Consider the following 24,473-nt stretch of genomic DNA (forward strand, 5'->3'; position numbering starts at 1 on the left):
TCCATTCAATTATGATTAGATATAAATTTACACTTCATAGGAAGCTTGGCAGTCGCCTTTTCAAGTGCCAACCTTGCTAAATGCATGGGAACATCACTGCTAATTTCAAACAAAACCCTGCCAGGCTTAGCTTTAAACACCCAAAATTCAACACTACCTTTCCCTTTACCCATACGTACATCTACCGGCTTTTTACTAACCGGGGTATCAGGAAAAATTCTTATCCACACTTTACCAGAGCGTTTTAACGTTCTAGATATTACGCGCCTTGCAGTTTCAATATGCTTAGACTGAACCTTACCTACTTCCATAGCTTTTAATCCATAATCTCCAAAAGACAGCGTGCTACCACCCTTAGCATTACCCTTGATTCTCCCCTTAAATACCTTTTTATATTTACTCTTTTTGGGAACAAACATTTCAATATACCTTAACTACCAACATAAACCCAAACTTTAACTCCTATAATACCACATATAGTCTTCGCTTCACAAAAAGCATAATCTATATTAGCACGCAAAGTGTGTAAAGGCAAACGACCTTCTTTGTACCATTCAGTACGAGCTATTTCAGCTCCGCCAAGACGCCCAGAGCAACTTACTTTAATACCCTCAGCACCCATCTTTAAACAATTTTGAATAGCTTTTTTCATCGCTCTTCTACATGAAATCCTTTTTTCTAGCTGATGTGTAATACTCCTTGATATTAAAACTGCATCTATTTCAGACTTTTTAACTCCTACTACATTCACTTCGACACTACTTTCTACTTTTTTAGCTATTTTTTGCTTTATCTTCTCAACATCTAAACCTTTCTTACCTATTATAACTCCAGGCTTAGAAGAATGTATTATTACAGACACTAAATTAACTTTACGCTCTACAATTACTTTAGAAATACCAGCATGCTTAAAGGATTCATTTATATAACTGCGAATAAATAGATCGTGATGCAATTTCTGTTTATAATCGTCTGTAGCAAACCAAACAGAATCCCAGGTATTACTATTTACTCGTAATCTAAATACTTTAGGATTAACCTTCTGTCCCATGTTTTTACACTTTCCCTATTAACTTTCCATTTCTATAAATCATACAATTTCTTTCAATTTTATAGTAATATTACTATAAAATTTACTCATTCTATTAGCCCTACCCATAGCTTTTGGATATACTCTACGCAAAGTAAGGGACTTACCTATTAAAATTTCCTTTATATATAAATTATCAATGTTCAATCCATAATTATTTTGAGCATTAGCAATTGCAGAATTCAACACCTTCATTATAAAACTAGCAGCTTTTTTTTTACAAAATCTTAATTGTACATTAGCAAAAGAAACTTTTTTATTACGTACTAAATCAGCAACCAAATTCAATTTGCGAGGAGTCGATCTTAAAACCCTAGAACCAGCCTCAACTATTATATCCCTATTTTTCATATCAATTACCTATCTTCTTGTTGCCTTTTTATCACCACCGTGCCCAGTAAATTTACGAGTAGGTGAAAATTCACCAAATTTATGACCTATCATATTCTGATTATCAACACTAACAGGAATGTAATCTTTACCATTATAAACAGCAAACTTTAAACCCAAAAAATTAGGAAGAATTACAGAAGCCCTGGAATGAATTTTTATCACCTTATTAATAGAACCCTCTTTTGAAGCCCTCTGAACTAATCTTAGTACAGATGGATGTAAAAAAGGTGGTTTCCATACAGATCTACTCATAAATTAACCTTTCAATTTTTTTATATACTTATCACTAGATTTATTTTTTTTCCTAGTTTTCTTTCCTTTTGTTGCAACACCCCAAGGAGTAACAGGATGACGACCGCCAGAAGTTTTTCCCTCTCCACCTCCATGAGGGTGATCAATCGGATTCATTGCAACTCCACGCACAGCAGGTCTAATTCCAAGCCACCTACTTCTCCCAGCCTTACCCAACTTTCTATTCTTATGATCAAGATTAGACACTACACCAATAGTAGCTTTACAAGAAGATAAAATCAACCTAACTTGACCAGATCTAAGCCGCAATAAAACATACTGACCATCACGACCAACAATTTGCGCACAACAACCCGCAGCTCTAGCAATTACAGCACCACCACCTGGCTTCAATTCAACGTTATGAACAAAAGAACCAACAGGTATATATTTCAACAACAAACAATTACCTGGCAGAATATCAGCATCACCTCCAGCTGTCACAACATAACCAGGCTTCATACCTTGAGGAGCTAATATATAAGATTTAATATCATCTTCCTTATATGATATTAATGCTAAAAACCCACTTCTATTTGGATCATACTCTATTTTCTCAACTATACCTTGATCACTTCTATTACGTTTAAAATCTATAACTCTATACTTCTTCTTGTGACCACCACCCCTGTGACGAGTTGTAATTCTACCATGATTATTTCTTCCACCACTGGATTTCTTACCAAATACAAGAGACTTCTCTGGCTTATCTTTTGATAAACCAATTTTACTTATTAATATAGTCCCACGAGAAGACGGAGTAACAGGATTAAAAAATTTCATACCCATATTAAACGCTCATTATATCTAATTTTTGACCATCTATCAAAGAAAAATAAACCTTTTTTCTCTGTTTTTTACAACCAATCACACCCCTGAAACGTCTATATTTAGGTTTAACTCTAATAACATTTATAGAAGAAGTTCTGACATTAAATAAAGACTCTATTGCCGATTTTATTTGACGCTTATTTACATTTACAGAAACATACAAAGAGTATTTATTAAACTTCTCTCTTAAAAGAGAAGCCTTTTCTGTGATTACAGGAGATTTTATTATATTATTATATTTAATCATAACAATCTACCTTCAAGATGCTTTAAAGTGTCTTTTGTTAACATCACGCATTCATGATTCAATATATCAAAAACATTTAACCCAATAGGTTTGATTAAATCTACATAATGCAAATTTTTAGCAGCACGTAACAAATCATCTCCATAATCACCAACTATTAAAAAAGAAGAAAATTTAAAATTTTTAATATATTCACACATTTTAGATGTTTTCTTCACATCAACATCTAAACTATCAAGAACAATAACTTGATTATTTAAATATTTTAGAGATAAAGCAATTTTTAAACCAAATTTACGTACTTTTTTATTAAGAGAATAAGCATGACTCCTCACAACAGGACCAAAAATAATTCCACCACCTCTAAACTGAGGAGATCGCAAGCTCCCCTGTCTCGCCCTACCGGTACGTTTTTGACCATACGGCTTAGCTGTTGTACCAGAAACATTACTGATACCCTTTGTTTTATGAGCACCAACTCTTCTCTTTGCTAATTGCCATCTCACTATATCATGCAAAATACTCAATTTTTGCTTGGCAGAAAATATCAAGGGATTAAGCTCAACACTACCTACATTATTATTAGATAGATCAACTAATTCACATTCCATAACTAACTCACCAAATTATTAGCATCATCACTCATATTCAACAGCAGACCTGCTGGAAAAGGAACATCTTTATGTAAAGGCTTTTTAACTGCATCTCTCACAAAAACATAAGAGTTTTTAAACCCAGGAACATTATTACCCTTTACAGCAATTATGCTATTTTCATAATCAATGGATAATATTTTCATATTCTGTACAGTTACTCTGCTATTACCTAAATGACCAGCCATTTTCTTCCCCTTGAATACTCTACCAGGATCTTGACATTGACCAGTAGAACCTTGTGATCTATGAGCAATAGAAACACCATGAGATGCCCTAAGCCCACTGAAGTTATGCCGCTTCATCACACCAGCAAACCCTTTACCCAAAGAATAACCCGTAATGTCAAGATATTGACCAACTACAAAATGATTAACCCCCACCTTTTTACCACATTCTATTCCGAATAGATCAGTTAATCTACTTTCGTATAATTTACATTTACTATTTATACCCTTTTTCTTTAAATATTCCAACTGAGGTTTTGCTATTTTTTTTAAATCCCCCGTGCCTAAAATGACTGAATTGTAGCCACATTCATCTTGTCCTTTTATATCGATAATATAAGTTTCGCTGAGATGCAATAGGGTTACAGCCATGCGACTATTATCAAAATACATAGCAGTATGGCCAACATTCATCATTAACAAACCAATTCTCCTAAGCGAATTTATTCTCTTCATTTTCTTTTCCTAAATGTTAACCTTCCTTAACCTTTAAATCCACTTCTACACCAGCAGAAAAAGATAAATCTGCAAGCATCTGCATCATAGTAGGAGTAGGATTATGTACAACAATTAACCGCTTGGAAATTCTCATTTCAAATTGCTCACGAGATTTTTTATCAACATGAGGAGACCTATTAACAGTAAATTTAGAATCTTTTCTTGGCAACGCAATCGGACCAGATAAATCTGCATTAAACTGCTTTAATTGATCAATAAACTCGCGAATACACTTTTCCAACAAAGAACAATCGAAAGCTTTGATTCTAATATATATATCTTGCTTCATCTTAGTTATTACACTCATTCTAAAATTTCCGAAACAACGCCAGAACCAACAGTTCTACCACCTTCTCTTATCGCAAAACGTAATCCTTTATCCATTGCTATTGGTACTTGCAACTCCACTTCTATACTTACATTGTCCCCTGGCATTACCATCTCCTTTCCATCTAGCAATTTTATGCTCCCAGTTACATCCGTTGTCCTTAAATAAAACTGTGGCTGATAATTTTCAAAAAATGGTGTATGCCTTCCTCCTTCTTCTTTCTTCAATATATACACCTCCGCATTAAATTTCTTATGCGGGGTTATTGTCCCTGGTTTTGCCAATACTTGCCCTCTCTCCACTTCTTCTTTCTTTGTTCCTCTTAGTAGTATTCCCACATTAAGTCCTGCACTTCCCTTATCTAGCAACTTCTTAAACATCTCAACACCAGTACATATCGTCTTTTGCGTCGCTTTCAGACCTATTATCTCTATCTCATCCCCTGTCTTTATCTCCCCCTTCTCTATTCTTCCTGTTACTACCGTTCCTCGGCCCGATATTGAAAATACATCTTCTATTGGCAATAAAAACGGCAAATCTATAGGCCTTTCAGGTGCTACCACATACTCATCTAACTTCTCCATCAATTTATCTATTGATTTCTTTCCATACTCACTACTATCATCCTCTAATGCTTTTAACGCAGACCCAACTATCACAGGCACTTCATCACCTGGAAATTTATACTTACTCAGCAACTCTCTCACTTCCATTTCCACCAAATCTATCATATCAGCATCAGCAACATCAGCTTTATTTATATATACCACGATATATCCAACACCTACCTGTTTTGCCAGCAATATATGCTCTCTCGTTTGTGGCATCGGCCCATCAACCCCTGAGACTACCAATATCGCTGCATCCATCTGTGCTGCACCTACTATCATATTCTTTACATAATCAGCATGTCCAGGGCAATCAACGTGTGCATAGTGTCTCTTTTCTGTTTGATATTCAACATGCGCTGTTGCTATTGTTATCCCTCTCTTTCTTTCTTCTGGCGCTTTATCTATTTGATCATATGCTACAAAATTACCATAATGCTTTGTTATCGCCGCTGTTAACGTTGTCTTCCCATGATCCACATGTCCTATCGTTCCCACGTTTACATGCGGCTTTCCAAATGCTTCTACTATCGCTGTCATAATTTTAACTCTTCTACCTAAAATACAAATACATCAACAAATAATATGTTGATTTTATATAAATACAACAAAAAAAGAGCGGATAGTGGGAATCGAACCCACGTCACTAGCTTGGAAGGCTAGAGCTCTACCATTGAGCTATACCCGCACAATGGAGGAGGTAGGATTCGAACCTACGTACGCAATGCGGACAGATTTACAGTCTGTTACCTTTAACCACTCGGTCACTCCTCCACAAAAATCTGTTAAGAGAACACTACCTTAACTTAAGTTTTATTATTCCTAATATTAAACATCCAAATCCAAAAGATCAAGTAATAAAAGCTAATCTAACTGATTTTAGTTAGATTTTACTTTTATATAACAAAATATTGTCAATAAAACGCCCAAACAAGTAATGTGAATCATGTGTACCTGGCGCTTCTTCTGGATGGTATTGAGTAGAAAAGACTGGGTAATCCTTCATCATTATCCCCTCTACACTATTATCAAATAGAGAAATATGAGTAACTTCAACGTTACTTGGAAGAGAAGCTGAATCAACAACAAAACCATGATTTTGGCTAGTTATCTCAACTTTTTTACTCTCCAGATCATAAACCGGATGATTACTCCCTCGATGACCAATATCCATCTTGACAGTCTTTGCTCCCAAAGTAACTGCAAGTAATTGATGGCCCAGGCATATGCCAAAAACTGGTATTTTAGATTTCACAATAATTTCTATTTCTGAAATTACACTCTCTCCTATCTCTTGTGGATCACCAGGGCCATTTGAAAGCACTATACCATCTGGATTCATGCTTAATATTTTGTGAGCAAAACCTGTATCTGGTTTGACTAATTTAACCGTACAATCAAGTTCTACTAAGCGTGAGATTATACTATTTTTTATACCGAAATCAACAATTACAATCCTATATTTTGCATTAAGAGCGCTTTGAAAGTTATTACTTAAACTGACTTTCTTAGTTATTTCTATTCCATTTACAGATTTGTATTTCTTCAATTCATCTAATATATGTGCCTCACTTGACGGACATATCATTCCATTTTGAGATCCATGTTTTCTCAAATATCTCGTCAAAGCTCTAGTATCAATTCCCGATATCCCAACTACATTATTTTTCTCCAACCAATCATTTAAACTAATATATGAAGAAGAGTGAGACATAGGAGAAAGTTCACGCATAACCACACCACTTGCAAAAACTTTTTCTCCTTCATTATCTTTGTGATTTATTCCAACATTACCAATATGAGGAAAAGTGAACGCTATTATTTGATCAGCAAAAGAAGGATCTGTTATAGTATGCTGATAACCTGTCATACCAGTGGTAAAACAAACTTCACCTATACATTTGCCTCTTTTACCTACCGATTTTCCCAAAAAGCACTTGCCATCTTGTAAAACTAAAGCTGCATCCTGCATTTAATTCTCTCAACTCATTTAAAATATTATATAAGAATTTTAAATTACAAGTAAGCAAATACTAAACTTCCCTTTAAGTTTATATAAAATTCAAAATTATAAGTAGCTTTCTTTTTTTATTATTTAGCAAAATTATAGCAAACTTAACTTGTGTGAATAGGCAATAGTCATTACATTCATACTTCACGTTATGTAAATTCACATGGATAGAAAAACTTGTCTCATTACAGGAGCATCATCTAGCATTGGAGAAAGTCTAGCACGGTTGCTCATTAAAGATGGATGGTTTGTGGTTGGCATTGCAAGGCGCACTGAAAAACTGGAAAAATTAAAAGAAGAATTAGGTAGTAATTTTTTACCTATAACATGTGATGTAAGCAAAAGTGAAAATATTAAAAACTCGTCTGATTTTTTAAAAAAGCAAAATATTATACCAAATCTCTTTTTTCTTAATGCAGGATGTGGCGAAATAGAAGATAAGTTTCATACCAACATTCATAGAAAAACATTTGAAACCAATTATTTTGGCGTTATCAACTGGATTGAAGAATGGATTCATCATAATTCCTTGGCAACTTTTGCGGTTATATCTTCTCTTGTTGCTATGCATGCAACACCACATGCTTCTGCATACTGTGCCAGCAAAGCAGCACTAAAAAGTTGTTTTCAATCACTAAAAATCCAATATGCTAACAGTAGCACAAAGTTTATCACCATAATGCCAGGGCCAGTAAAAACAGATATGTTTAAGTCTAATAAACCACTTCCCTTCATATGGGAGGCAGAAAAAGCTGCAGCATATATTTTAAAAAGTATATTTAAAGGAAAGAAAGTTATAGCGTTTCCAATTTTCTGGCGGTTATTTTTTAATATTTTACAAATTCTTCCCACTAAAATGACTGCAAGAATCTTACGATAATCACCAAATCTACCATCTTGTAAAGCTAAAGCTCTTCAAAACTCAATCGCAAGCTTCTCCACACAAAAACATCTTGACTATCGCATGTTTCATATTATATGAATAAACTGTTAATGAAAGTGGAGGGTTGCAATGCCTAATAATACAGATCAGTCTAAAAAAATAAATGAGAAATGGTTATTTATAGGAGGTGCTTCACTGTTTCTTGTAATAATGCTACCATCAATTTTTCTCTTAGCAAAAATAGCTATGATGTTTGTTATAATCTCAACTACAGCAATAGCAATAAAAATTGCCTCAAAAGCAATATCAAACGTTTTAGAGGATAAAGAGAATCAATCAACACAAAATAAAATTATAAACCTAGCTATTGGAGCAGTGTCCATACTTGCAGGTGGGATATCATTACTTATTACAGCAAAAGTTGGTTTCATCGCAATATGTTCAACTATAGCTATTTTAGCTCTGTATGAATATATTAAAGATGAAAAAATAGGTAAGGATATAAATGATAAATTCGATGAAATAGCTAATAATACAACTGAGTTTTGCGTCAACAGCATTGAAAAACTTATTCCATCACAAAGTTGTGAAGTGTAATCTTTTGTTTATAAATTTTTAGATGCATGGCTAACCAGTGCTTCTTTTCTTGTCATCCCAGTGCTTGACACTGGGATCCATCATCACTAGAAGCATTGCATTTTAACATTACTTTTATAGTCATAAATTTAACTAGATTCCAGTGTCAAGCACTGGAATGACATTGTTTATTATATGCCGTATTGCAATATTCGTACAGCTGTGTACGTAAAACTGGAATGACACGTTCGTAAAATTACGATAAAAAATTACTTGACAAACTCTAATAGTTTTGTTATCATGCACAGTGAAGGTGTTCTAGAGCTCGGAATCTATCTTCGTCTGCAGACTTTTCAATTCAATTAATCTATAATCTTCAGTTAAAATATATTTTAGCTATACTTCGGTCGTAGCTGTATACATTTTTCTCAATCTTTTTTATTAGTGGAGGACTATCATGTTTAAAACACTGAATTACGCATATCATTGACCTACATGTCTTTAAAGGACAGATGGTACCTATGTCCTTTTTATATAAATTATTGTGTTTTTATGTCTTTTTTAGCAATGTCATTTATTGTTTTACGCCCCAGTCTTTTTCAAATATTGCGAGCCCTTGATCAGTAAGTGGATGATTAATTAACTGTCTAAGTATTTTTGCTGGCACAGTAATTGAATGAGCACCAAGCCGTGCAGCTTCTATTACATGTGCTGGACTTCTTACTGATGCAACAAGAACTTTTGTCTTAAAATTATAATTAGAATATATAGTGCATATATCTTCTATTAGCGATAAGCCATCATAGCTTATATCATCAAGGCGACCAACAAAGGGAGAAATAAAACAAGCACCGGCCTTAGCGGCAAACAGTGCTTGTCCAGGAGAAAAACATAATGTGATATTAGCAGGTATTTTATGTTCTGTCCACAACTTTTTACAAGAAATTAATCCTTCATGTGTAAGGGGTAACTTTACTACGATATTACTAGCGATTTTCGCTAACTTAAGGCCTTCCTTAACCATATCTTCATGGCTATCTGCAACAACTTCAACACTAACAGGTCCTTTTATAATAGAACATATTTCGCTTACTAAATCTTCGTACTTATCTTTATGTCCAGATTTTGCTATTAAAGAAGGATTTGTTGTTATACCATCAATGAACTCTTTTAGCTCCTTAATTTCATTCAAATCAACACTATCAAGAAAAATTTCCATATTATTGTCCTATTAAAAACCTATTTTTACAAAATATTGTCATCTTTGAAAAGTATTAAATAAAATCGGATTTTTAACTCAACTCAATTTTCAGTCCGTTAGGAAAGAAAATATTGCACTGAGAAACAGTATAGCGCTTTCCTTAATTGGTTGCATTTTATTAACAAAATTAGCATAACCAATTTCTGAAGTTTACTAGCTTTACGTTCAATAGAAATTCTTGCATAGCCTAAAACTTAGTGCTACTATTAGTATAGTAACACAAATAGGTAGTGAGGAACAATAAACAAAATGACTAAGTTCGAGTTTAACGCTCGCAATTAAATTCAACTAAAAAGGTTAATATAAAAGGAGTTAATCACTCCTAAAGTAAATATATTATCAGAACAATAGTAATAAGGGGTATATTATGTCAACAAATTTCCCGACATTGAAAAACATATTATAGTATTTCCTAAAGTAAATGATAAAGGTATAATAAAGTATTTGAGTTATAATGGCATATAGTGTGGATTTAAGGGAAAAGGCAGTATTGATGATAGAAAAAGGGAAGACAAAGGTTGAGATAGCAGAGCTCATGGAGATAGGAATAGCAACTCTGTACCGCTGGTTAAAAAAGAAAGCTGCTGGTGAAAGCTTAAAGCCATCTAAAAACGGTAGCTTTATTCGAAAAATAGACCCAAAAATACTCGAAGAATATGTTACAAAGAATCCAGATCATACTCTGGCAGAGATGAAACAAAATCTTGGATTTGGAATAAATTCAATTTGGTATAGACTAAAACAGCTAAAAATTACTTTAAAAAAAAGTCACACTATATCAAGAGCGCAATCAAGAAGATAGGCAGCAATTCATTGATAAAATCTCAAAAATAGACCATTCCAGCATCTTATATATAGATGAAGCAGGAGTTGATAATAAGTTATACCGAGAATATGGACGTGCTCCAAGAGGAAAGAAAATTTATGCAGATATTCCAGCGAGAGAGAATCAGTATAGTAGCCGGGTGGATTGGAATGAGATTTATTGCACCAATGACTTTCAAAGGTGGGTGTGACAAAGAGGTATTCAATATATGGTTGGAGAAACCTAAATTGCCACTTGGCACAACCATAGTTATGGATAATGCTACATTTCATAAGACCACTAAAACAAAATCATTAATAGAGTCTTTTGGCTGTCATGTGCTGTATCTTCCAACATATTCACCAGATTTGAATCCCATAGAACACTGTTGGCATACCATCAAAAGCCGCCTCAGACCTCTAATGTATAAATGTACAGACTTACAACTTTTGGTTGGTAATACCATAATGGAAATTTATCATTCATTTTAGAAAATACTATAGCAGAGCTGAAAAGAAAAAATAGCATTACTGTTTTAGAAGAACATTGTCAGGAAAAATGGGAGGTTTATGACTTGCTCATGGATTTAACAAATGATGAAAATTTTAAGCAAGCATATATAGATCTATCTTTCAACAAGAGCTTTAAAAAAAACTTTATAGAATTAGCAAATCAGGCAAAAAAAGCTGTAAGTAAGTATTTTAGAGACAAAGACATAGACCTTCGAGCTTTTTATGTAGAAACTAACAATTCTGATAAAGTGTTAAACATTAATCTTATTAATTACAATAGAAGTGAGCCAATAAGAATTAGTGATATCTTACAGCAAGAAAGGGATATTAGCACATTGAATATCTATTGCGATAAAAAGCATGACATATACGCTTACCGAAAAGGTAAGGAAAGACATTATGAATTTAAAGAGGGTGCATATTATGAAATGACAAGCACTTGGCCTGTGCAGGACAAGGATGGGAAAACTTTTACCTGTACTATAGTTATGAATGTAAGTAATTCTGGTATAACTGAAGTACTGCAATTTAATGGTCAAGATTTTGAATCGCCACCTGAGGAGTTTTGGGAATTAATAAGACAAAATGAGGAATTATATATTCAAGGCCTCTCTCTACATGATGCTGTAAAAGCATTATTGAAAAAGAACAAAAATGCTAACATTGCACCGGCTGTTAGTAATCTGCAAAATAACGAACATATCGTAATCAATCAAGACGAAAAGCTGAAAGATCTTGAAAATGATGCTAAAAACAATCCTATTCTTTCTTTCACTAGCAACAATGTATCAGAGGTTAATCCACAGCAGATTGCAACTCAAGCAATTGCAACTCAAACAGAAGTTAATTCACAACAACTAGATCAAAAGCTTACAAAAGCTGAGCAAGAAATTAGAGAATTAAATGAGCAGAGGAACGAATTACGATATAGGTTCGACAAGGCTGAACAAGAACTTGAAGAGTTAGAAAAGCACAATAGTGACTTACAGAATGAACTTGGAGAAGAAAAGCAAGAAAATGCAAAATTACAAACTGAACTGACACAAAAAAATGAAAAACTAGCAAATATGTCAACAGAGCTGCAAGAAAGAGCGCAAAAACTTGAGAGTGTGTATGAAGAAGAAAAAGAAGATCTAAAGAAGAGGCTGGAAGTTGCTAATGTAGAAAAAGAAGAGTTGACAAGTGAGGTAAGAAAATTGCAAGAGGAATTAGACCAGCTGTTAAGTAATTCATAATAAAGCAAAAAAAATCAGAACAGGAACTCATGGAGGCTAAGCAAGAAATTGAAGAATTAGAAAAGTGCAATAGTGATTTACAGAATAAACTTGAAGAAGAAAAGCAAAAAAACGTAAAATTGCAAATTGGACTAACACAAAAAGATGAGAAGCTAGAAAATATATCAACAGAGCTGCAAGAGAAAATACAAGAACTTGAAAGTGCACATGAAGGAAAGAAAGATCTAGAGAAAAAGTAACAATTGCTAATGCAAAAAATGAAAAACTGGAAGATAAATTGAAACAGTTTAAAAAAGCGGAAGAGGAAGCAGAAGATATATTAAATGAAAATTGGAAAGATATACAGAATTTAAAATTTACAATTCTACGCTTAGATGATAAGTACAACACAAATCTGGAATCTTATAAACAAGAGGTAGATCAGCTAAAGCAGGAATATGAAGGGTTAAAGAACGAGGTAGAGCTTAAAGATGAGCAAATTAAGAAGTATAAGCAACAGTTGTCGCAGAAGAGAGAAGAAACAAAAGAGAATCAATTACTGACAAAGATTAAAGAATTGGAAGAATGTAATGAGCACTTGACAGAAATAATTGGAAATAAAGCTCTGGAAATTAAAAGAATAACTGGAGAAAGAAAAGAGCTAAACGGTACAGTGCAATACTTAAATAGCCAAGTAGAACTGTTAAGTCCAGTAATTGATCAAGTACTTGTTAATAAAAAGGAAGTTTTTGATAATAATTCAAAAATGTTTTACCAGCTTACAGAGGAAATTGATGATTCAGAAAAAAAATCTAGGTCTTTAAGCCTTGATAGCGCATTTCATAGCGATCACTGTAATTCACTTCTAGACTTAATCAGCAGTCCCTCAAAGGTGTGTAGCCAAAGTCAGCGTGGAAATGTTTAAAGATGCACATGAGACCAGCGGCTTCTTTATTCAAGTAGCCCCTAAAGAGATTTGACATCAAGATAACTTAAATATATACCAACTCTCTTATCTTTTAATGATTCCTCATCATGAGTCAAATGATCAAAAACCTGAATTTGATTCGTTATAATGCTACAATTATTATTTGCAACCTCTAATATACCATTATCAATTACAACTTTTTCCTTTGTCTGGTTACTCATTTGAGCAGTAATTATACCAGGCAATAAATAAATTAAGTAAGGAGAATGGTAAGCTAAAATCACTAGCTCTCCTTCAAGCCCATTCACTGAAAGCGAAACCACTTCATCGAATGAAATTCGATTATCAGGAGAAAAAAATTGCACCTTAAAAGTGTTCATAATCTTTAATGTCCGGCTCCAACTTCAGCTTTTATTGATTCAGCCTTTTCTATTGCTTCACTTATACTTCCCACCATATAAAAAGCAGCTTCTGGCAGGTGATCATATTTACCTTCAATAATTCCTTTAAAACTAGAAATAGTATCAGAAAGTGAAACAAATTTGCCAGACATGCCAGTAAATACCTCCGCAACATGAAAAGGTTGAGAAAGAAACTTCTGAATTTTACGAGCTCTATCAACAATAATTTTATCTTCATCAGATAGTTCATCCATACCAAGTATTGCGATAATATCTTGCAGCGACTTATAAGTTTGCAATATACGTTTCACTTCAGAAGCCACATTATAATGCTCTTCACCAATGATTTCAGCAGATAAAGACTGAGAAGTTGAGTCAAGTGGATCAACAGCAGGATATATACCCATTTCAGCTATCTGCCTTGACAACACTGTGGTTGCATCAAGATGAGAGAATGTAGTTGCTGGAGCTGGATCGGTCAAATCGTCTGCAGGAACATATATAGCCTGTACAGAAGTAATAGAACCAGCAGTAGTTGAGGCTATTCTCTCTTGCATAGCGCCCATATCAGTCGCAAGAGTTGGCTGATAACCAACAGCCGACGGTATTCTTCCAAGCAAAGCAGAAATTTCAGAGCCAGCTTGAGTAAAACGGAAGATATTATCTACAAAAAATAGAACATCTTGATTTTCATGATCACGAAAATACTCCGCCATAGTTAGTGCTGTTAAAGCAACCCTAGCCCTTGCTCCAGGAGGTTCATTCATTTGACCATAAACCAAAACGGCTTGAGATTTTTCGTGCTCATTTATATCTATTACATTCGAAGTAATCATCTCGTTATAAAGATCATTACCTTCACGCGTTCTCTCTCCTACTCCAGCAAACACAGAAAATCCTTTATGAGCTTTTGCTATGTTGTTAATCAGCTCCATTATCAGAACTGTTTTACCAACTCCAGCTCCACCAAATAAGCCAATTTTTCCTCCTTTAAGATAAGGAGCAAGAAGATCTATAACCTTTATTCCTGTAACTAAAACTTCTTCCTGTATCTTCTGCTCAGTAAAACTTGGAGGTGATCTATGTATAGGTTCTAAATTATACTTTCCTTTTAAAGGACCACACTCATCTATAAGCTCTCCTACAACATTAAAAATCCTTCCTAAAGTTGAGCGTCCAACCGGAACTGATATTGGTGCACCTGTATCAACAAACTCATCACCTCTTGACATACCATCTGTGCTATCCATAGCAATACAACGAACTACATTGTCACCTATATGTTGTGAAACCTCTAAAACTAGCTCCTTGCCCTTACATTTTAGTTTGCTTTTTAAAGCATTAAATATCTTAGGCAACCCGTCTTCAAATTTTAAATCAACAACTGCTTGAGTTATTTTAACTACTTTACCTGTACTCATCTCTTTCATCACCTAACACTAAATTCTATAAAAGAACTTCTAAAGAAAATAAATCCTATATTATTAACAGAAATTTTGCAATATAAAAACACTTACTAGTTACGTTTCATTATAAATAGTGCAAATGCATTTAATAGCCAAGTAATAACAAACAGCACCAAACTAAGCGCATAAGCAGCAAGAGTTTGCACACTATTGAAATCCTGATCTCCGGTAAGTAATGTAGCAATTTGTACAGTGATAGTAGTAACTGAATTGAGAGGATTAAAGGTCAAATTTGCATTGATTCCCACAGCCATTAGTACAATCATTGTTTCACCTATCACTCTTGAAATTGATAATAAAATTGCACTTAAAATTGTAGGCATTGCATAAGGTATTGTTATATGCCATATAGTTTCCGCTGGAGTTGCACCAAGCGCCATAAAACCATAACGCAAACTTTTTGGAACAGATCTTATAGCATCTTCAAGCAAAGAAATAATAAAAGGAAGAATCATTACCCCGATCGATAAACCAGCAATCAAAGCACTTTCTGAGTGTATACTTAAATTAAAAAAATTTGCTACCTGCTTTATAAAAAAAGACAAAAATACAACTGAGAAGTATCCATATACAACAGTAGGAATAGCAGACAAAACCTGTAAGGCTGTATTAATAACATAACGCACTTTTTCACTCGCATACTCACTAATATATATTGCAGAAAATAAACCAAGCGGCACCGCAACTAACATTGCTACAATAGTTATAAGTAATGTCCCCACTAAAAGTGGCGCTATACCAAAACATCCCACCTCTCCTTCGCCAATAATAGCTACATTATGCTTCCATTTTAAGCAAAATAAGAATTCTGAAATAGCTACTTTATTAAAAAAAGAAATGGACTGAACAAAAATAGATAGCATTATAAATAAAGTGATAAAAAGTGATATTGCTAAAGCCATAAATAACAAAAATTTTACCATCTTATTTCTTTTACCTTTAAAGATAAAAATCAGCATAAAAAAAAGTAACGCTATAGAAATAGAAGTTATAAAATAACCATCATAGAATGCTAACAAACAAGGTAGCATCCACATACAACTCAAATATATATAAGACTTAACTTTACTTACTGCTTGAAACTTACTCAAACAAAATAAAAGGATTAGTAAAACAGGTACGCCTATAATTAAATTCATTTTTCCATATATCAAATTTTATTCAATAAGAATGCCATAGAAGTTGACCATTATTTGACAATAGAGAAAAATAATTTAAAATAAATAGTTATATTAATATAAAAACAATGAAAAGAACATTTCAACCAAAAAATTTTAAAAAAAAGCACAAACATGGATTTCGTTCACGTATGTCAACAAAAGCTGGAAGAAAAATTCTTAATAAGCGTCGCTCATTAGGGTGTAATAAATTATGCGCATAGTAAGCATAAAAAAAAAAGAGTTTTCCTTTGCTTTTAAAAACAGATTAGCACCTGACAGTCTTTTTTATCGAGGGGTATATATATCACTATATGCTATAAAAGAAAGAGAACCTGAAAAGTATATTCATGTTATTAGAGTAGGTCTGGCTATCAGTAAAAAAGTCGGAAAAGCAGCAAAAAGAAATAAAATAAAAAGGCAATTACGAATGCTAGCTAAAGTTAGCATTTCTAATATAAGTAATGTAGGATACTATTACATAATACTAACCCATAAAAACATTATGCAAGCAGGCTATAAAAATTTACAAAAAGACCTCAATATTTGCTTAAAGAAAGATAAAATAAGAAGAAATTTTCACTAAAGTATTTACAGATATATTTTTTATGATAAGATGAGTAAACTTTTTAAAATAAATTAATAGATGTGGGTGCTTGATGGTAGAAGTATAAGAAAAGAAGATAAAAAGCTCGATACAAATAATGCTGAAGAGAGTTTTTATGAATATAGAAAGTCTAGCTATCGTACACAATGGGGAATGGCATTTGAACAAAGCCAATACTTAGAACAAAATAAGGATAATCCTAGAGGGAAGTTGCTAAATTTAAATATAGAAGCAACTTATTACAATAAGAGAATAGTTTGATAAAAGTAAAAGTACCCGTTCAAGGGAGTGGTTCAAGAAACGATAGGCAGGGGATTGTATAATTCTCTTTGTTTCCATGTTAAGTATAATGAAATTATCCTTTCAAATTCCTAGCTCTGATTACGTAAAATATGAGCTTTTACAGTAAATGATATAATGCCTAATTTGCTGTTCAGCGCGATAGTGGAATACTTTCTGGTTTACTTAAAAAAGTTCACACCATTCTTTCAGATTTTAAAATATTTTTCGCAACTTGAAAAGCTCCAGTTGCTTCAGATAGGTAGCTTCAAGTAATACCTTATACGTTTTGCAACTTTCTTACACTTCTGTTTCATTTTTTAATAAAGCTTTTTTTAGCATAAATAATTCAGTGGATGCGTTTTTTAAGTAACAGCCCAGAATTTTAACTTCAATAGTCCAGCTATGTTTCAAAGTACCTGTCAGCGACTATTACGATTGCAACATACACTGTCTTTTAAATCTTCTTTCCCTTTAAAACTTGCAGTATTGCTTCAGCACTAACCAAGTTTACCTTTATTATAACACGTTGATGCGCAAAACCTCACTTTTCTTATTCGATTTGCTCATACACCTTTTTGCATTTTGAGGGAATTCTATATTCACTATTTGATACGCTTTCAATTCACATTAAAAACATCACTTATAATTTTTACGTTTTGAATTTTTATAAAATCCACTGAGTGCTACAATTATCACCTAACTATTGGACCAAATGTATCTGCTTTTTGGTAGTTTGCTACTTCTTCTTTCTCCTCATCTCCAACAACTTAATTAATATTCAATTATATAAAGTTTGATTTTCGGAAGATCAATTGTTTGATGATTTGTTAAATGTTACTATCTCTCCTCCTCATTTGCAAATAGGTGACAAATTCTACTTTTAAATTTTCTACTTTTATTTTAAAGTTTTCGCAAAGTTCTAAAAGATTAGTTATATTACCTCACAGCTACTCTATGTTTACCTTGTTTCATCGCTCTACTGAACAGATATAGATAAAAAGAAATTTTTATAAGCTTGGCAACGACCTACTTTCCCTTTTTAAGTATCATCGGCGCTAAAAAGTTTCACTTCCGAGTTCGAAATGAGATCGGGTGGTTCATTTTTGCTATAGTCACCAAGTCAATAAAAATTTCTGACTTAACAAATTTCAATTTAATATTTAACACTGCATATGCACATATAGAAAGGAAATAAATCAATCAGGCTATTAGTACTAGTTAGCTTCACATGTTACCATGCTTCCACACCTAGCCTATCAACGTGGTAGTCTTCCACGGCCTTAATTGGGAAATCTTTTTGAAGAGGGTTTCTTGCTTATATGCTTTCAGCAATTATCCCATCTATACATAGCTACCCAGCGATGCTATTGGCATAACAGCTGGTACACCAGAGGTATATCCATCTCGGTCCTCTCGTACTAGAGTCAGATCTTCTCAAATTTCCTTCACCCACGGCAGATAGAAACCGAACTGTCTCACGACGTTCTAAACCCAACTCACGTAACACTTTAATCGGCGAACAGCCGAACCCTTGGGACCTTCTCCAGCCCCAGGATGTGATGAGTCGACATCGAGGTGCCAAACGGTGTCGTCGATATGAACTCTCGAACACCATCAGCCTGTTATCCCCGGCGTACCTTTTATCCGTTGAGCGATGACCCTTCCATACAGAATCACCGGATCACTATGACCGACTTTCGTCTCTGCTTGGCTTGTCAGCCTCGCAGTCAGGCAAGCTTATGCCATTGTACTATCAAGCTGATTTCCGACCAGCTCTAGCTTACCTTCGCACGCCTCCGTTACTTTTTAGGAGGCGACCGCCCCAGTCAAACTACCCACCATACAATGTCCTAGTTCCAGATAATGAAACGTAGTTAGATATCAAAAGTGTAAAGGGTGGTATCTCAAGGTTGACTCCATTATAGCTAGCGCCATAACTTCAAAGTCTCCCACCTATCCTGCACATCACACTTTTAATAGCAATGTAAAGCTATAGTAAAGGTGCACGGGGTCTCTTCGTCTAACCGCGGGTACCCCGCATCTGCACGGGGAATTCAATTTCGCTGAAGTGATGTTGGAGACAGTGGAGAAATCGTTACGCCATTCGTGCGGGTCGGAACTTACCCGACAAGGAATTTCGCTACCTTAGGACCGTCAGTGTTACGGCCGCCGTTTACTGGGGCTTCAATTCAGAGCTTGCACCCCTCCTATTAACCTTCCAGCACTGGGCAGGCGTCAGACCCTATACTTCCACTTACGTGTTTGCAGAGTCCTGTGTTTTTAGTAAACAGTCGCTACTCCCTATTTTGTGCCACCTACTCATAGTTGCCTAAAAGCAGGTTACCCTTCTTCCGAAGTTACAGGTATAATTTGCCGAGTTCCTTCAACATCATTCTTTCAACACCTTAGTATACTCTACTCATCCACCAGTGTCGGTTTACGGTACGGCCTCATAAATATAAGTGCTATTTCCTGGAGCTTCTTTTAAGCATAGATCAATCCAATAAGACCTATACAAATACAAAACCCGTCACACTTAAGAGGTTTAGGAATATTAACCTAATTGCCATCGACTACTCCTTTACGGACTCGCCTTAGGAACCGACTAACCCTACGCAGATTAACTTAACGTAGGAACCCTTAGATTTTTGGTGAGAGTGTTTTTCACACTCTTTTACGCTACTTATGTCAGCATTCTCACTTCCGATATCTCCAGCGGTTTTCACAAACCGCCTTCACAGACTTACGGAACGCTCCGCTACCGCGCCTATTAATCGAAATTAATAAGCACCCACATCTTCGGTATACAGCTTTAGCCCCGGTACATTTTCGGTGCAGAAAAACTTATTTAGACAAGTGAGCTGTTACGCTTTCTTTAAAGGATGGCTGCTTCCAAGCCAACCTCCTAGCTGTAATGGTTTTTCCACTTCCTTCCCCACTTAGCTGTAATTTTGGGACCTTAGATAGTGATCTGGGCTGTTTCCCTTTCCACCACGGACTTAGCACCCGTAGTGTGTCTGCTGTATAATTAATTGTTGGTATTCGGAGTTTGGTTAGATTTGGTAAGATGATAAATCCCCCTAGTCTATCCAGTGCTCTACCCCCAACAACATACATACAACGCTCTACCTAAATAGATTTCGCGGAGAACCAGCTATTTCCAAGTTTGATTGGCCTTTCACCCCTAATCACAACTCATCCAATAATGTTGCAACATTAACTGGTTCGATCCTTCAGTATGTTTTACCATACCTTCAATCTGGTCATGACTAGATCACTTGGTTTCGGGTCTAATCCATAAAACTAAACGCCCTATTCAGACTTGCTTTCGCTACGCCTACACCTACCGGCTTAAGCTTGCTTCATAGATTAACTCGCTGACCCATTATGCAAAAGGTACGCTGTCACTCTAAATATCAATAAATTGATATAGAGCTCCAACTGTTTGTAAGCACTTGATTTCAGATTCTATTTCACTCCCCTCCCGGGGTTCTTTTCACCTTTCCCTCACGGTACTTGTTCACTATCGGTCGTTAAGGAGTATTTAGGCTTGGAGGATGGTCCCCCCATATTCAAACAGGATTTCACGTGCCCCGCTCTACTCAAGGATTTAAAAACTTTCTATTTATACAGGACTATCACCTTCTATGGTTACCATTTCCAGAGTATTCTAATCCTTATTTTTAAATCACTAGCCTTTTCCGCTTTCGCTCGTCACTACTAACAGAATCTCGGTTGATTTCTTTTCCTTTGGCTACTTAGATATTTCAGTTCACCAAGTTTGCTTTATATACTTAGTATATAATAACTAGCTAAGCTAGTTGGGTTTCCCCATTCGGAAATCTGCGGATCAAAATTTGTTGACAATTTCCCACAGCTTATCGCAGCCTGCCACGTCCTTCATCGCCTCTTAACGCCAAGGCATCCATCAAGTGCTCTTAATAATTTATTTATCTGACTATATGTAGAATATGCAGAGTTAAATATTAACTTACAATTGAATTGAGATTAAATAATCTCTACCATAAAACTTTTCAAACATCTAAAAACTAATCTTTTATATGTTACAATCTGATAAATCATATGTCAACGCCTTTTTACACAAAACATTTACCTATTATTATCAACAACAATATACCAGCAATCTTAAACAGTACAATCTGAGAAATATTCGACAAATTGATATGTACAGAAAAATTAATGAAAAAGATATTTTGTAAGATAAAATGTGTTAAAATTAGTTACCTAAAAATGAAAATGAACATTTGGAGTATTTCTAATGTATGAAAAGTAATCTATCTTTTATAAAAAACTTTGCTTTAAATTGTATATCTAAGCTCACTGGCTTATTAAATATTAAAAAAGTAAAAAATTTCATTGTGGATAGATACAATACTCTCCATAAAGAAATTGTAGTGTTTCTTGAAAAATCTAAAAACCTGTTAAATACCAACATTGAAATCGGGTTATATCACTTCTATAAAGGTAATATATCAGATGCAAAGTTAAGATTTTGGTTAATTAGCATATTCTACCCCAATTTACCTATAATCTGGTATAATATTGGAAGATGTCATTTTGCAGTAGGAAATACTAATAGAGCTTATAATTATTTAACAAAGACGCTAAAATTAGATAGTAGTCACAAAGAAGCTTCTTACTACTTTAAAAAAATAACAAACACATCAGATATCGTAGAATTGCCTAAAAATCTCATAAAACAATATTTTGATTACACAGGTGAATATTTTGTTGAGCATTGGCTAATTGCCAAACAATACAGAGGGCATAAACTCGTACACATGATAATTACAAAAGTCTTTAACAACTCCACTTCTAAACTGAATATACTCGACCTTGGTTGCGGTACTGGAATATGTGGTCACTTCCTAAAAATAAGTAATATTAGAAGTCGCATAACAGGAGTTGACATCTCAAATAGAATGCTCAATATTGCAAGAGGATGCCTTATAAAAGGTAAACCTGTTTACGATGAGTTAATACATACAGAAATGAAAGAGTTTCTTAAACAAGAGAAGAACCAGCAGTATGATGTAATTATCTTTGCTGAAGTGCTACACTATCTACATGATTTTCTAGCAGAATTGGAACTAGCAAAAGGATTGACAGACAAAAAAGGGGTTATTGTATGTTTAGTAAGAAGAAAGGAAGGTAAAGGTATTGACTTTGTAAACAAAGGAGATTATTTTCGTCATTCAGAAGATTATATTCAGCATGTTGCAAAAGAAACAAATATGCAAATAAGTCAAATGAGTTACTGTAAAATATATGGCAGTCAGGTTGATGGTATCTTATTTGCATTACAACATCCACAAACAAATTCAACAACTTAATCGAGAAATCGCTCAAATAAATTTCTATATTATCATAAAAGGAGCCTTATGAATTACATTACTATTAATTACGCAAAAGATAGTAAATTAACCGATTTTGGAAAAGCAGTTCTATTGGATAGGTATTTAATAGAAAATGAAAGTTATCAAGATCTCTTTATACGTATTGCTAATTACTATTCTGATGATAGAAAACATGCACAACGTCTTTATGATTACATGAGCAACTTGTGGTTCATGCCTTCAACACCAATACTTAGTAACGGCGGTACCAAAAGAGGATTGCCTATTTCCTGCTTTCTTAATGAAACTGAAGATAGCTTGAAGGGAATAGTTGATCTATGGAATGAAAATGTTTGGCTCGCTGCACGTGGTGGTGGAATAGGTAGTTATTGGGGAAATTTACGTTCAATTGGTGAAAGTGTCAAAGGTAGCGGTAAAACATCAGGAATTGTGCCATTTATCGTAGTACAAAACGCTCTGACGCTTGCAATCAGCCAAGGATCCTTAAGAAGAGGAAGCTCAGCAGTTTATCTTCCTGTATGGCATCCAGAAATAGAAGAGTTTCTAGATTTACGTAAGCCAACTGGTGGTGACCCAAATCGCAAAGCATTAAATATACATCATGCTGTAATAGTAACAGATAAGTTTATGCAAGCTGTTGAAGATGATCAAGAATGGGATTTAATAAGCCCTCATAACAACAAAGTTATTTCAACAGTAAAAGCACGGGATATATGGATTAAAATATTAACAGCAAGAGTTGAAACTGGAGAACCTTACATTATTTTCCTTGATGCAACAAATAACAATAAGCCAGAATCTTACAAAAAGCTCAACTTAGACATCAAAATGTCAAACCTATGCAGTGAAATAACTTTAACTACAGGTTACGATCACCTGAAAAAGTCACGCACTGCTGTATGTTGTTTATCATCCGTAAATCTTGAATACTACGAAGAATGGAAAGATAATGAGCTTTTCATAGAAGATATAATGCGTTTTCTTGATAATGTATTAGAGGATTTCATAAACCACGCACCAAATGAAATACAGCGAGCAAAATATTCCGCAATAAGAGAGCGTAGTATCGGTCTTGGTGTGATGGGCTTTCATTCATTTTTACAAAGTAAAATGGTTCCTTTTGAATCAGTAACAGCCCAACAATGGAATAAAAAAGTATTTAAGCATTTGCGCGAGCAAGCGGATGTAGTTTCTAAAAAATTAGCAGAAGAAAAAGGGCCATGTCTTGACGCTAAAGAAATCGATCTAATGGAAAGGTTTACACATAAGCTCGCTATTGCTCCAACTGCCTCAATTTCGATTATCGCAGGCAACACTTCTCCTGGAATAGAGCCGTATGCAGCAAACGTATTTATACAGAAGACACTTACAGGTTCATTTGTAGTACGAAATAAATTCTTGCAAAAACTACTAGCAGAAAAAAATCAAGACAATGATGAAACATGGTCCTCAATTTCAACAAATGAGGGTTCTGTTCAGCATTTAGATTTTCTTAGCAAGCATGAAAAACTGACATTTAAAACAGCATACGAACTTGATCAACAATGGATCATAGAACATGCAAGTGATAGAACTCCTTATATTTGTCAATCTCAATCAGTAAATCTGTTCTTACCTGCCAATGTGCATAAACGTTACTTACACAAAATACATATGCTTGCTTGGAAAAAAGGATTAAAAAGCTTGTATTATTGCAGATCACAATCAATGCAGAGAGCTGACAAGGTCTCACATGACATATTCAAAAAAAGTGAAATATTGCAACAAAAAACAGATATTAATTATGATGAATGTCTATCATGCCAGTAGACTGTACATAACTTACT

The 24,473-nt window shown here is 34.4% G+C and carries 27 protein-coding genes, 2 tRNA genes, 2 rRNA genes and 1 pseudogene; 12 read left to right on the forward strand and 20 right to left on the reverse strand.

Annotated elements, in window-relative coordinates; translation table 11 throughout:
* Nucleotides 1–5: 5 nt before the first annotated feature.
* From rplP to carA, 13 genes are all read right to left on the reverse strand, one after another.
* Nucleotides 6–419 carry a 50S ribosomal protein L16 gene (gene rplP / locus OPR44_RS06915; protein WP_265014789.1) on the reverse strand — a complete coding sequence of 138 codons (414 nt, stop codon included), beginning with the start codon at nucleotides 417–419 and terminating at the stop codon, nucleotides 6–8.
* Nucleotides 420–430: 11 nt separating this feature from the next.
* Nucleotides 431–1,051, reverse strand: coding sequence for a 30S ribosomal protein S3 (rpsC, locus tag OPR44_RS06920; protein ID WP_264374626.1), 621 nt, complete (start codon nucleotides 1,049–1,051; stop codon nucleotides 431–433).
* A 39-nt stretch (nucleotides 1,052–1,090) separates the two neighbouring features.
* Nucleotides 1,091–1,441 (reverse strand): 50S ribosomal protein L22, encoded by a 351-nt coding sequence (gene rplV, locus OPR44_RS06925; protein WP_265014790.1) that lies wholly within the window; start codon nucleotides 1,439–1,441, stop codon nucleotides 1,091–1,093.
* A gap of 9 nt (nucleotides 1,442–1,450) precedes the next feature.
* Nucleotides 1,451–1,735, reverse strand: coding sequence for a 30S ribosomal protein S19 (gene rpsS, locus OPR44_RS06930; protein ID WP_265014791.1), 285 nt, complete (start codon nucleotides 1,733–1,735; stop codon nucleotides 1,451–1,453).
* Nucleotides 1,736–1,738: 3 nt separating this feature from the next.
* Nucleotides 1,739–2,563, reverse strand: a complete 825-nt coding sequence (rplB, locus tag OPR44_RS06935; protein ID WP_265014792.1) for a 50S ribosomal protein L2 — start codon at nucleotides 2,561–2,563, stop codon at nucleotides 1,739–1,741.
* A gap of 1 nt (nucleotide 2,564) precedes the next feature.
* Nucleotides 2,565–2,852, reverse strand: coding sequence for a 50S ribosomal protein L23 (locus OPR44_RS06940; protein ID WP_264377678.1), 288 nt, complete (start codon nucleotides 2,850–2,852; stop codon nucleotides 2,565–2,567).
* Nucleotides 2,849–3,463 carry a 50S ribosomal protein L4 gene (gene rplD, locus OPR44_RS06945; RefSeq protein WP_264377677.1) on the reverse strand — a complete coding sequence of 205 codons (615 nt, stop codon included), beginning with the start codon at nucleotides 3,461–3,463 and terminating at the stop codon, nucleotides 2,849–2,851. The genes OPR44_RS06940 and rplD overlap by 4 nt, the downstream gene beginning before the upstream one ends.
* 2 nt (nucleotides 3,464–3,465) lie before the next feature.
* A complete protein-coding gene (rplC, locus tag OPR44_RS06950) occupies nucleotides 3,466–4,188 on the reverse strand; it encodes a 50S ribosomal protein L3 (protein ID WP_264377676.1) in 723 nt (240 codons plus the stop codon).
* A gap of 16 nt (nucleotides 4,189–4,204) precedes the next feature.
* The gene (gene rpsJ / locus OPR44_RS06955) at nucleotides 4,205–4,519 is read right to left on the reverse strand and encodes a 30S ribosomal protein S10 (RefSeq protein ID WP_265015462.1); all 315 of its coding nucleotides are present in this window, start codon (nucleotides 4,517–4,519) and stop codon (nucleotides 4,205–4,207) included.
* Between the two features lie 14 nt (nucleotides 4,520–4,533).
* Complete coding sequence (gene tuf / locus OPR44_RS06960; protein ID WP_265014793.1) at nucleotides 4,534–5,706, reverse strand: elongation factor Tu; 1,173 nt, start codon at nucleotides 5,704–5,706, stop codon at nucleotides 4,534–4,536.
* Between the two features lie 77 nt (nucleotides 5,707–5,783).
* A tRNA-Gly gene (locus tag OPR44_RS06965) sits at nucleotides 5,784–5,854 on the reverse strand.
* 4 nt (nucleotides 5,855–5,858) lie between these two features.
* Nucleotides 5,859–5,940 (reverse strand) — tRNA-Tyr (locus OPR44_RS06970).
* Nucleotides 5,941–6,049: 109 nt separating this feature from the next.
* Nucleotides 6,050–7,138, reverse strand: coding sequence for a glutamine-hydrolyzing carbamoyl-phosphate synthase small subunit (gene carA / locus OPR44_RS06975; protein WP_265014794.1), 1,089 nt, complete (start codon nucleotides 7,136–7,138; stop codon nucleotides 6,050–6,052).
* A gap of 202 nt (nucleotides 7,139–7,340) precedes the next feature.
* On the opposite strand from carA, the gene OPR44_RS06980 reads away from it, so the two are divergent.
* Both OPR44_RS06980 and OPR44_RS06985 read left to right on the forward strand, forming a co-directional pair.
* Nucleotides 7,341–8,057: an SDR family NAD(P)-dependent oxidoreductase gene (locus tag OPR44_RS06980; protein WP_265014795.1), complete on the forward strand. Its 717-nt coding sequence runs from the start codon at nucleotides 7,341–7,343 to the stop codon at nucleotides 8,055–8,057.
* A 132-nt stretch (nucleotides 8,058–8,189) separates the two neighbouring features.
* On the forward strand, nucleotides 8,190–8,657 hold the full coding sequence (locus tag OPR44_RS06985) for a hypothetical protein (RefSeq protein ID WP_010407187.1): 468 nt from the start codon (nucleotides 8,190–8,192) through the stop codon (nucleotides 8,655–8,657).
* A gap of 553 nt (nucleotides 8,658–9,210) precedes the next feature.
* Here OPR44_RS06985 and fsa read toward each other — a convergent pair.
* Nucleotides 9,211–9,855: a fructose-6-phosphate aldolase gene (gene fsa, locus OPR44_RS06990; RefSeq protein WP_007302527.1), complete on the reverse strand. Its 645-nt coding sequence runs from the start codon at nucleotides 9,853–9,855 to the stop codon at nucleotides 9,211–9,213.
* A gap of 496 nt (nucleotides 9,856–10,351) precedes the next feature.
* Here fsa and OPR44_RS06995 point away from each other — a divergent pair, with 496 nt between their 5' ends.
* From OPR44_RS06995 to OPR44_RS07015, 5 genes are all read left to right on the forward strand, one after another.
* Nucleotides 10,352–10,699, forward strand: coding sequence for a transposase (locus OPR44_RS06995; RefSeq protein ID WP_264336399.1), 348 nt, complete (start codon nucleotides 10,352–10,354; stop codon nucleotides 10,697–10,699).
* A 56-nt stretch (nucleotides 10,700–10,755) separates the two neighbouring features.
* The gene (locus tag OPR44_RS07000) at nucleotides 10,756–11,193 is read left to right on the forward strand and encodes a transposase (protein ID WP_265014796.1); all 438 of its coding nucleotides are present in this window, start codon (nucleotides 10,756–10,758) and stop codon (nucleotides 11,191–11,193) included.
* A gap of 89 nt (nucleotides 11,194–11,282) precedes the next feature.
* Nucleotides 11,283–12,449: a hypothetical protein gene (locus tag OPR44_RS07005; protein ID WP_265014797.1), complete on the forward strand. Its 1,167-nt coding sequence runs from the start codon at nucleotides 11,283–11,285 to the stop codon at nucleotides 12,447–12,449.
* Between the two features lie 29 nt (nucleotides 12,450–12,478).
* A complete protein-coding gene (locus OPR44_RS07010; protein ID WP_265014798.1) occupies nucleotides 12,479–12,688 on the forward strand; it encodes a hypothetical protein in 210 nt (69 codons plus the stop codon).
* A gap of 38 nt (nucleotides 12,689–12,726) precedes the next feature.
* Nucleotides 12,727–13,353: a hypothetical protein gene (locus OPR44_RS07015; protein ID WP_265014799.1), complete on the forward strand. Its 627-nt coding sequence runs from the start codon at nucleotides 12,727–12,729 to the stop codon at nucleotides 13,351–13,353.
* Between the two features lie 41 nt (nucleotides 13,354–13,394).
* On the opposite strand, the gene OPR44_RS07020 is transcribed toward OPR44_RS07015, so the two are convergent.
* The 3 genes from OPR44_RS07020 to pstC form a co-directional block, all read right to left on the reverse strand.
* On the reverse strand, nucleotides 13,395–13,736 hold the full coding sequence (locus OPR44_RS07020; protein ID WP_012482002.1) for a F0F1 ATP synthase subunit epsilon: 342 nt from the start codon (nucleotides 13,734–13,736) through the stop codon (nucleotides 13,395–13,397).
* A 5-nt stretch (nucleotides 13,737–13,741) separates the two neighbouring features.
* Nucleotides 13,742–15,178, reverse strand: coding sequence for a F0F1 ATP synthase subunit beta (gene atpD / locus OPR44_RS07025; protein ID WP_264374808.1), 1,437 nt, complete (start codon nucleotides 15,176–15,178; stop codon nucleotides 13,742–13,744).
* Nucleotides 15,179–15,273: 95 nt separating this feature from the next.
* Entirely contained in the window at nucleotides 15,274–16,362 is a 1,089-nt protein-coding gene (gene pstC / locus OPR44_RS07030) for a phosphate ABC transporter permease subunit PstC (protein ID WP_226079768.1), read from the reverse strand.
* Nucleotides 16,363–16,469: 107 nt separating this feature from the next.
* Between pstC and rpmH the strand changes: the two genes are divergently transcribed.
* From rpmH to OPR44_RS07045, 3 genes are read left to right on the forward strand one after another with little or no spacing between them, the layout of a single operon-like run.
* Nucleotides 16,470–16,604 carry a 50S ribosomal protein L34 gene (gene rpmH, locus OPR44_RS07035; RefSeq protein ID WP_080600798.1) on the forward strand — a complete coding sequence of 45 codons (135 nt, stop codon included), beginning with the start codon at nucleotides 16,470–16,472 and terminating at the stop codon, nucleotides 16,602–16,604.
* On the forward strand, nucleotides 16,595–16,966 hold the full coding sequence (gene rnpA, locus OPR44_RS07040) for a ribonuclease P protein component (protein WP_265014800.1): 372 nt from the start codon (nucleotides 16,595–16,597) through the stop codon (nucleotides 16,964–16,966). Before rpmH ends, rnpA begins: the two co-directional genes overlap by 10 nt.
* A 60-nt stretch (nucleotides 16,967–17,026) precedes the next feature.
* Nucleotides 17,027–17,248 (forward strand): hypothetical protein, encoded by a 222-nt coding sequence (locus tag OPR44_RS07045; RefSeq protein WP_265014801.1) that lies wholly within the window; start codon nucleotides 17,027–17,029, stop codon nucleotides 17,246–17,248.
* A gap of 32 nt (nucleotides 17,249–17,280) precedes the next feature.
* Here OPR44_RS07045 and OPR44_RS07050 read toward each other — a convergent pair.
* From OPR44_RS07050 to OPR44_RS07060, 3 genes and pseudogenes are all read right to left on the reverse strand, one after another.
* Nucleotides 17,281–18,091, reverse strand: a pseudogene (locus OPR44_RS07050) (IS66 family transposase); the annotation flags it as partial.
* Nucleotides 18,092–18,282: 191 nt separating this feature from the next.
* Nucleotides 18,283–18,389: ribosomal RNA gene (gene rrf / locus OPR44_RS07055) — 5S ribosomal RNA — on the reverse strand.
* Between the two features lie 67 nt (nucleotides 18,390–18,456).
* Nucleotides 18,457–21,221 (reverse strand): 23S ribosomal RNA (locus tag OPR44_RS07060).
* 331 nt (nucleotides 21,222–21,552) lie between these two features.
* On the opposite strand from OPR44_RS07060, the gene OPR44_RS07065 reads away from it, so the two are divergent.
* Together OPR44_RS07065 and OPR44_RS07070 are read left to right on the forward strand one after the other, a co-directional pair.
* The gene (locus OPR44_RS07065; protein WP_265014802.1) at nucleotides 21,553–22,623 is read left to right on the forward strand and encodes a methyltransferase domain-containing protein; all 1,071 of its coding nucleotides are present in this window, start codon (nucleotides 21,553–21,555) and stop codon (nucleotides 22,621–22,623) included.
* A gap of 48 nt (nucleotides 22,624–22,671) precedes the next feature.
* Nucleotides 22,672–24,456, forward strand: a complete 1,785-nt coding sequence (locus tag OPR44_RS07070) for a ribonucleoside-diphosphate reductase subunit alpha (protein ID WP_264374613.1) — start codon at nucleotides 22,672–22,674, stop codon at nucleotides 24,454–24,456.
* Nucleotides 24,457–24,473: the final 17 nt, after the last annotated feature.

Source organism: Wolbachia endosymbiont (group B) of Camptogramma bilineatum (genome assembly GCF_947251825.1).
Classification (GTDB): Bacteria; Pseudomonadota; Alphaproteobacteria; order Rickettsiales; family Anaplasmataceae; genus Wolbachia.

Coding starts and splice junctions, on each gene's coding strand:
- rplP (WP_265014789.1), bottom strand. CDS start 419: ATGTTTGTTCCCAAAAAGAGTAAATATAAAAAGGTATTTAAGGGGAGA.
- rpsC (WP_264374626.1), bottom strand. CDS start 1,051: ATGGGACAGAAGGTTAATCCTAAAGTATTTAGATTACGAGTAAATAGT.
- rplV (WP_265014790.1), bottom strand. CDS start 1,441: ATGAAAAATAGGGATATAATAGTTGAGGCTGGTTCTAGGGTTTTAAGA.
- rpsS (WP_265014791.1), bottom strand. CDS start 1,735: ATGAGTAGATCTGTATGGAAACCACCTTTTTTACATCCATCTGTACTA.
- rplB (WP_265014792.1), bottom strand. CDS start 2,563: ATGGGTATGAAATTTTTTAATCCTGTTACTCCGTCTTCTCGTGGGACT.
- OPR44_RS06940 (WP_264377678.1), bottom strand. CDS start 2,852: ATGATTAAATATAATAATATAATAAAATCTCCTGTAATCACAGAAAAG.
- rplD (WP_264377677.1), bottom strand. CDS start 3,463: ATGGAATGTGAATTAGTTGATCTATCTAATAATAATGTAGGTAGTGTT.
- rplC (WP_264377676.1), bottom strand. CDS start 4,188: ATGAAGAGAATAAATTCGCTTAGGAGAATTGGTTTGTTAATGATGAAT.
- rpsJ (WP_265015462.1), bottom strand. CDS start 4,519: ATGAAGCAAGATATATATATTAGAATCAAAGCTTTCGATTGTTCTTTG.
- tuf (WP_265014793.1), bottom strand. CDS start 5,706: ATGACAGCGATAGTAGAAGCATTTGGAAAGCCGCATGTAAACGTGGGA.
- carA (WP_265014794.1), bottom strand. CDS start 7,138: ATGCAGGATGCAGCTTTAGTTTTACAAGATGGCAAGTGCTTTTTGGGA.
- OPR44_RS06980 (WP_265014795.1), top strand. CDS start 7,341: ATGGATAGAAAAACTTGTCTCATTACAGGAGCATCATCTAGCATTGGA.
- OPR44_RS06985 (WP_010407187.1), top strand. CDS start 8,190: ATGCCTAATAATACAGATCAGTCTAAAAAAATAAATGAGAAATGGTTA.
- fsa (WP_007302527.1), bottom strand. CDS start 9,855: ATGGAAATTTTTCTTGATAGTGTTGATTTGAATGAAATTAAGGAGCTA.
- OPR44_RS06995 (WP_264336399.1), top strand. CDS start 10,352: ATGGCATATAGTGTGGATTTAAGGGAAAAGGCAGTATTGATGATAGAA.
- OPR44_RS07000 (WP_265014796.1), top strand. CDS start 10,756: ATGAAGCAGGAGTTGATAATAAGTTATACCGAGAATATGGACGTGCTC.
- OPR44_RS07005 (WP_265014797.1), top strand. CDS start 11,283: ATGGATTTAACAAATGATGAAAATTTTAAGCAAGCATATATAGATCTA.
- OPR44_RS07010 (WP_265014798.1), top strand. CDS start 12,479: ATGGAGGCTAAGCAAGAAATTGAAGAATTAGAAAAGTGCAATAGTGAT.
- OPR44_RS07020 (WP_012482002.1), bottom strand. CDS start 13,736: ATGAACACTTTTAAGGTGCAATTTTTTTCTCCTGATAATCGAATTTCA.
- atpD (WP_264374808.1), bottom strand. CDS start 15,178: ATGAGTACAGGTAAAGTAGTTAAAATAACTCAAGCAGTTGTTGATTTA.
- pstC (WP_226079768.1), bottom strand. CDS start 16,362: ATGAATTTAATTATAGGCGTACCTGTTTTACTAATCCTTTTATTTTGT.
- rpmH (WP_080600798.1), top strand. CDS start 16,470: ATGAAAAGAACATTTCAACCAAAAAATTTTAAAAAAAAGCACAAACAT.
- rnpA (WP_265014800.1), top strand. CDS start 16,595: ATGCGCATAGTAAGCATAAAAAAAAAAGAGTTTTCCTTTGCTTTTAAA.
- OPR44_RS07045 (WP_265014801.1), top strand. CDS start 17,027: ATGTGGGTGCTTGATGGTAGAAGTATAAGAAAAGAAGATAAAAAGCTC.
- OPR44_RS07065 (WP_265014802.1), top strand. CDS start 21,553: ATGAAAAGTAATCTATCTTTTATAAAAAACTTTGCTTTAAATTGTATA.
- OPR44_RS07070 (WP_264374613.1), top strand. CDS start 22,672: ATGAATTACATTACTATTAATTACGCAAAAGATAGTAAATTAACCGAT.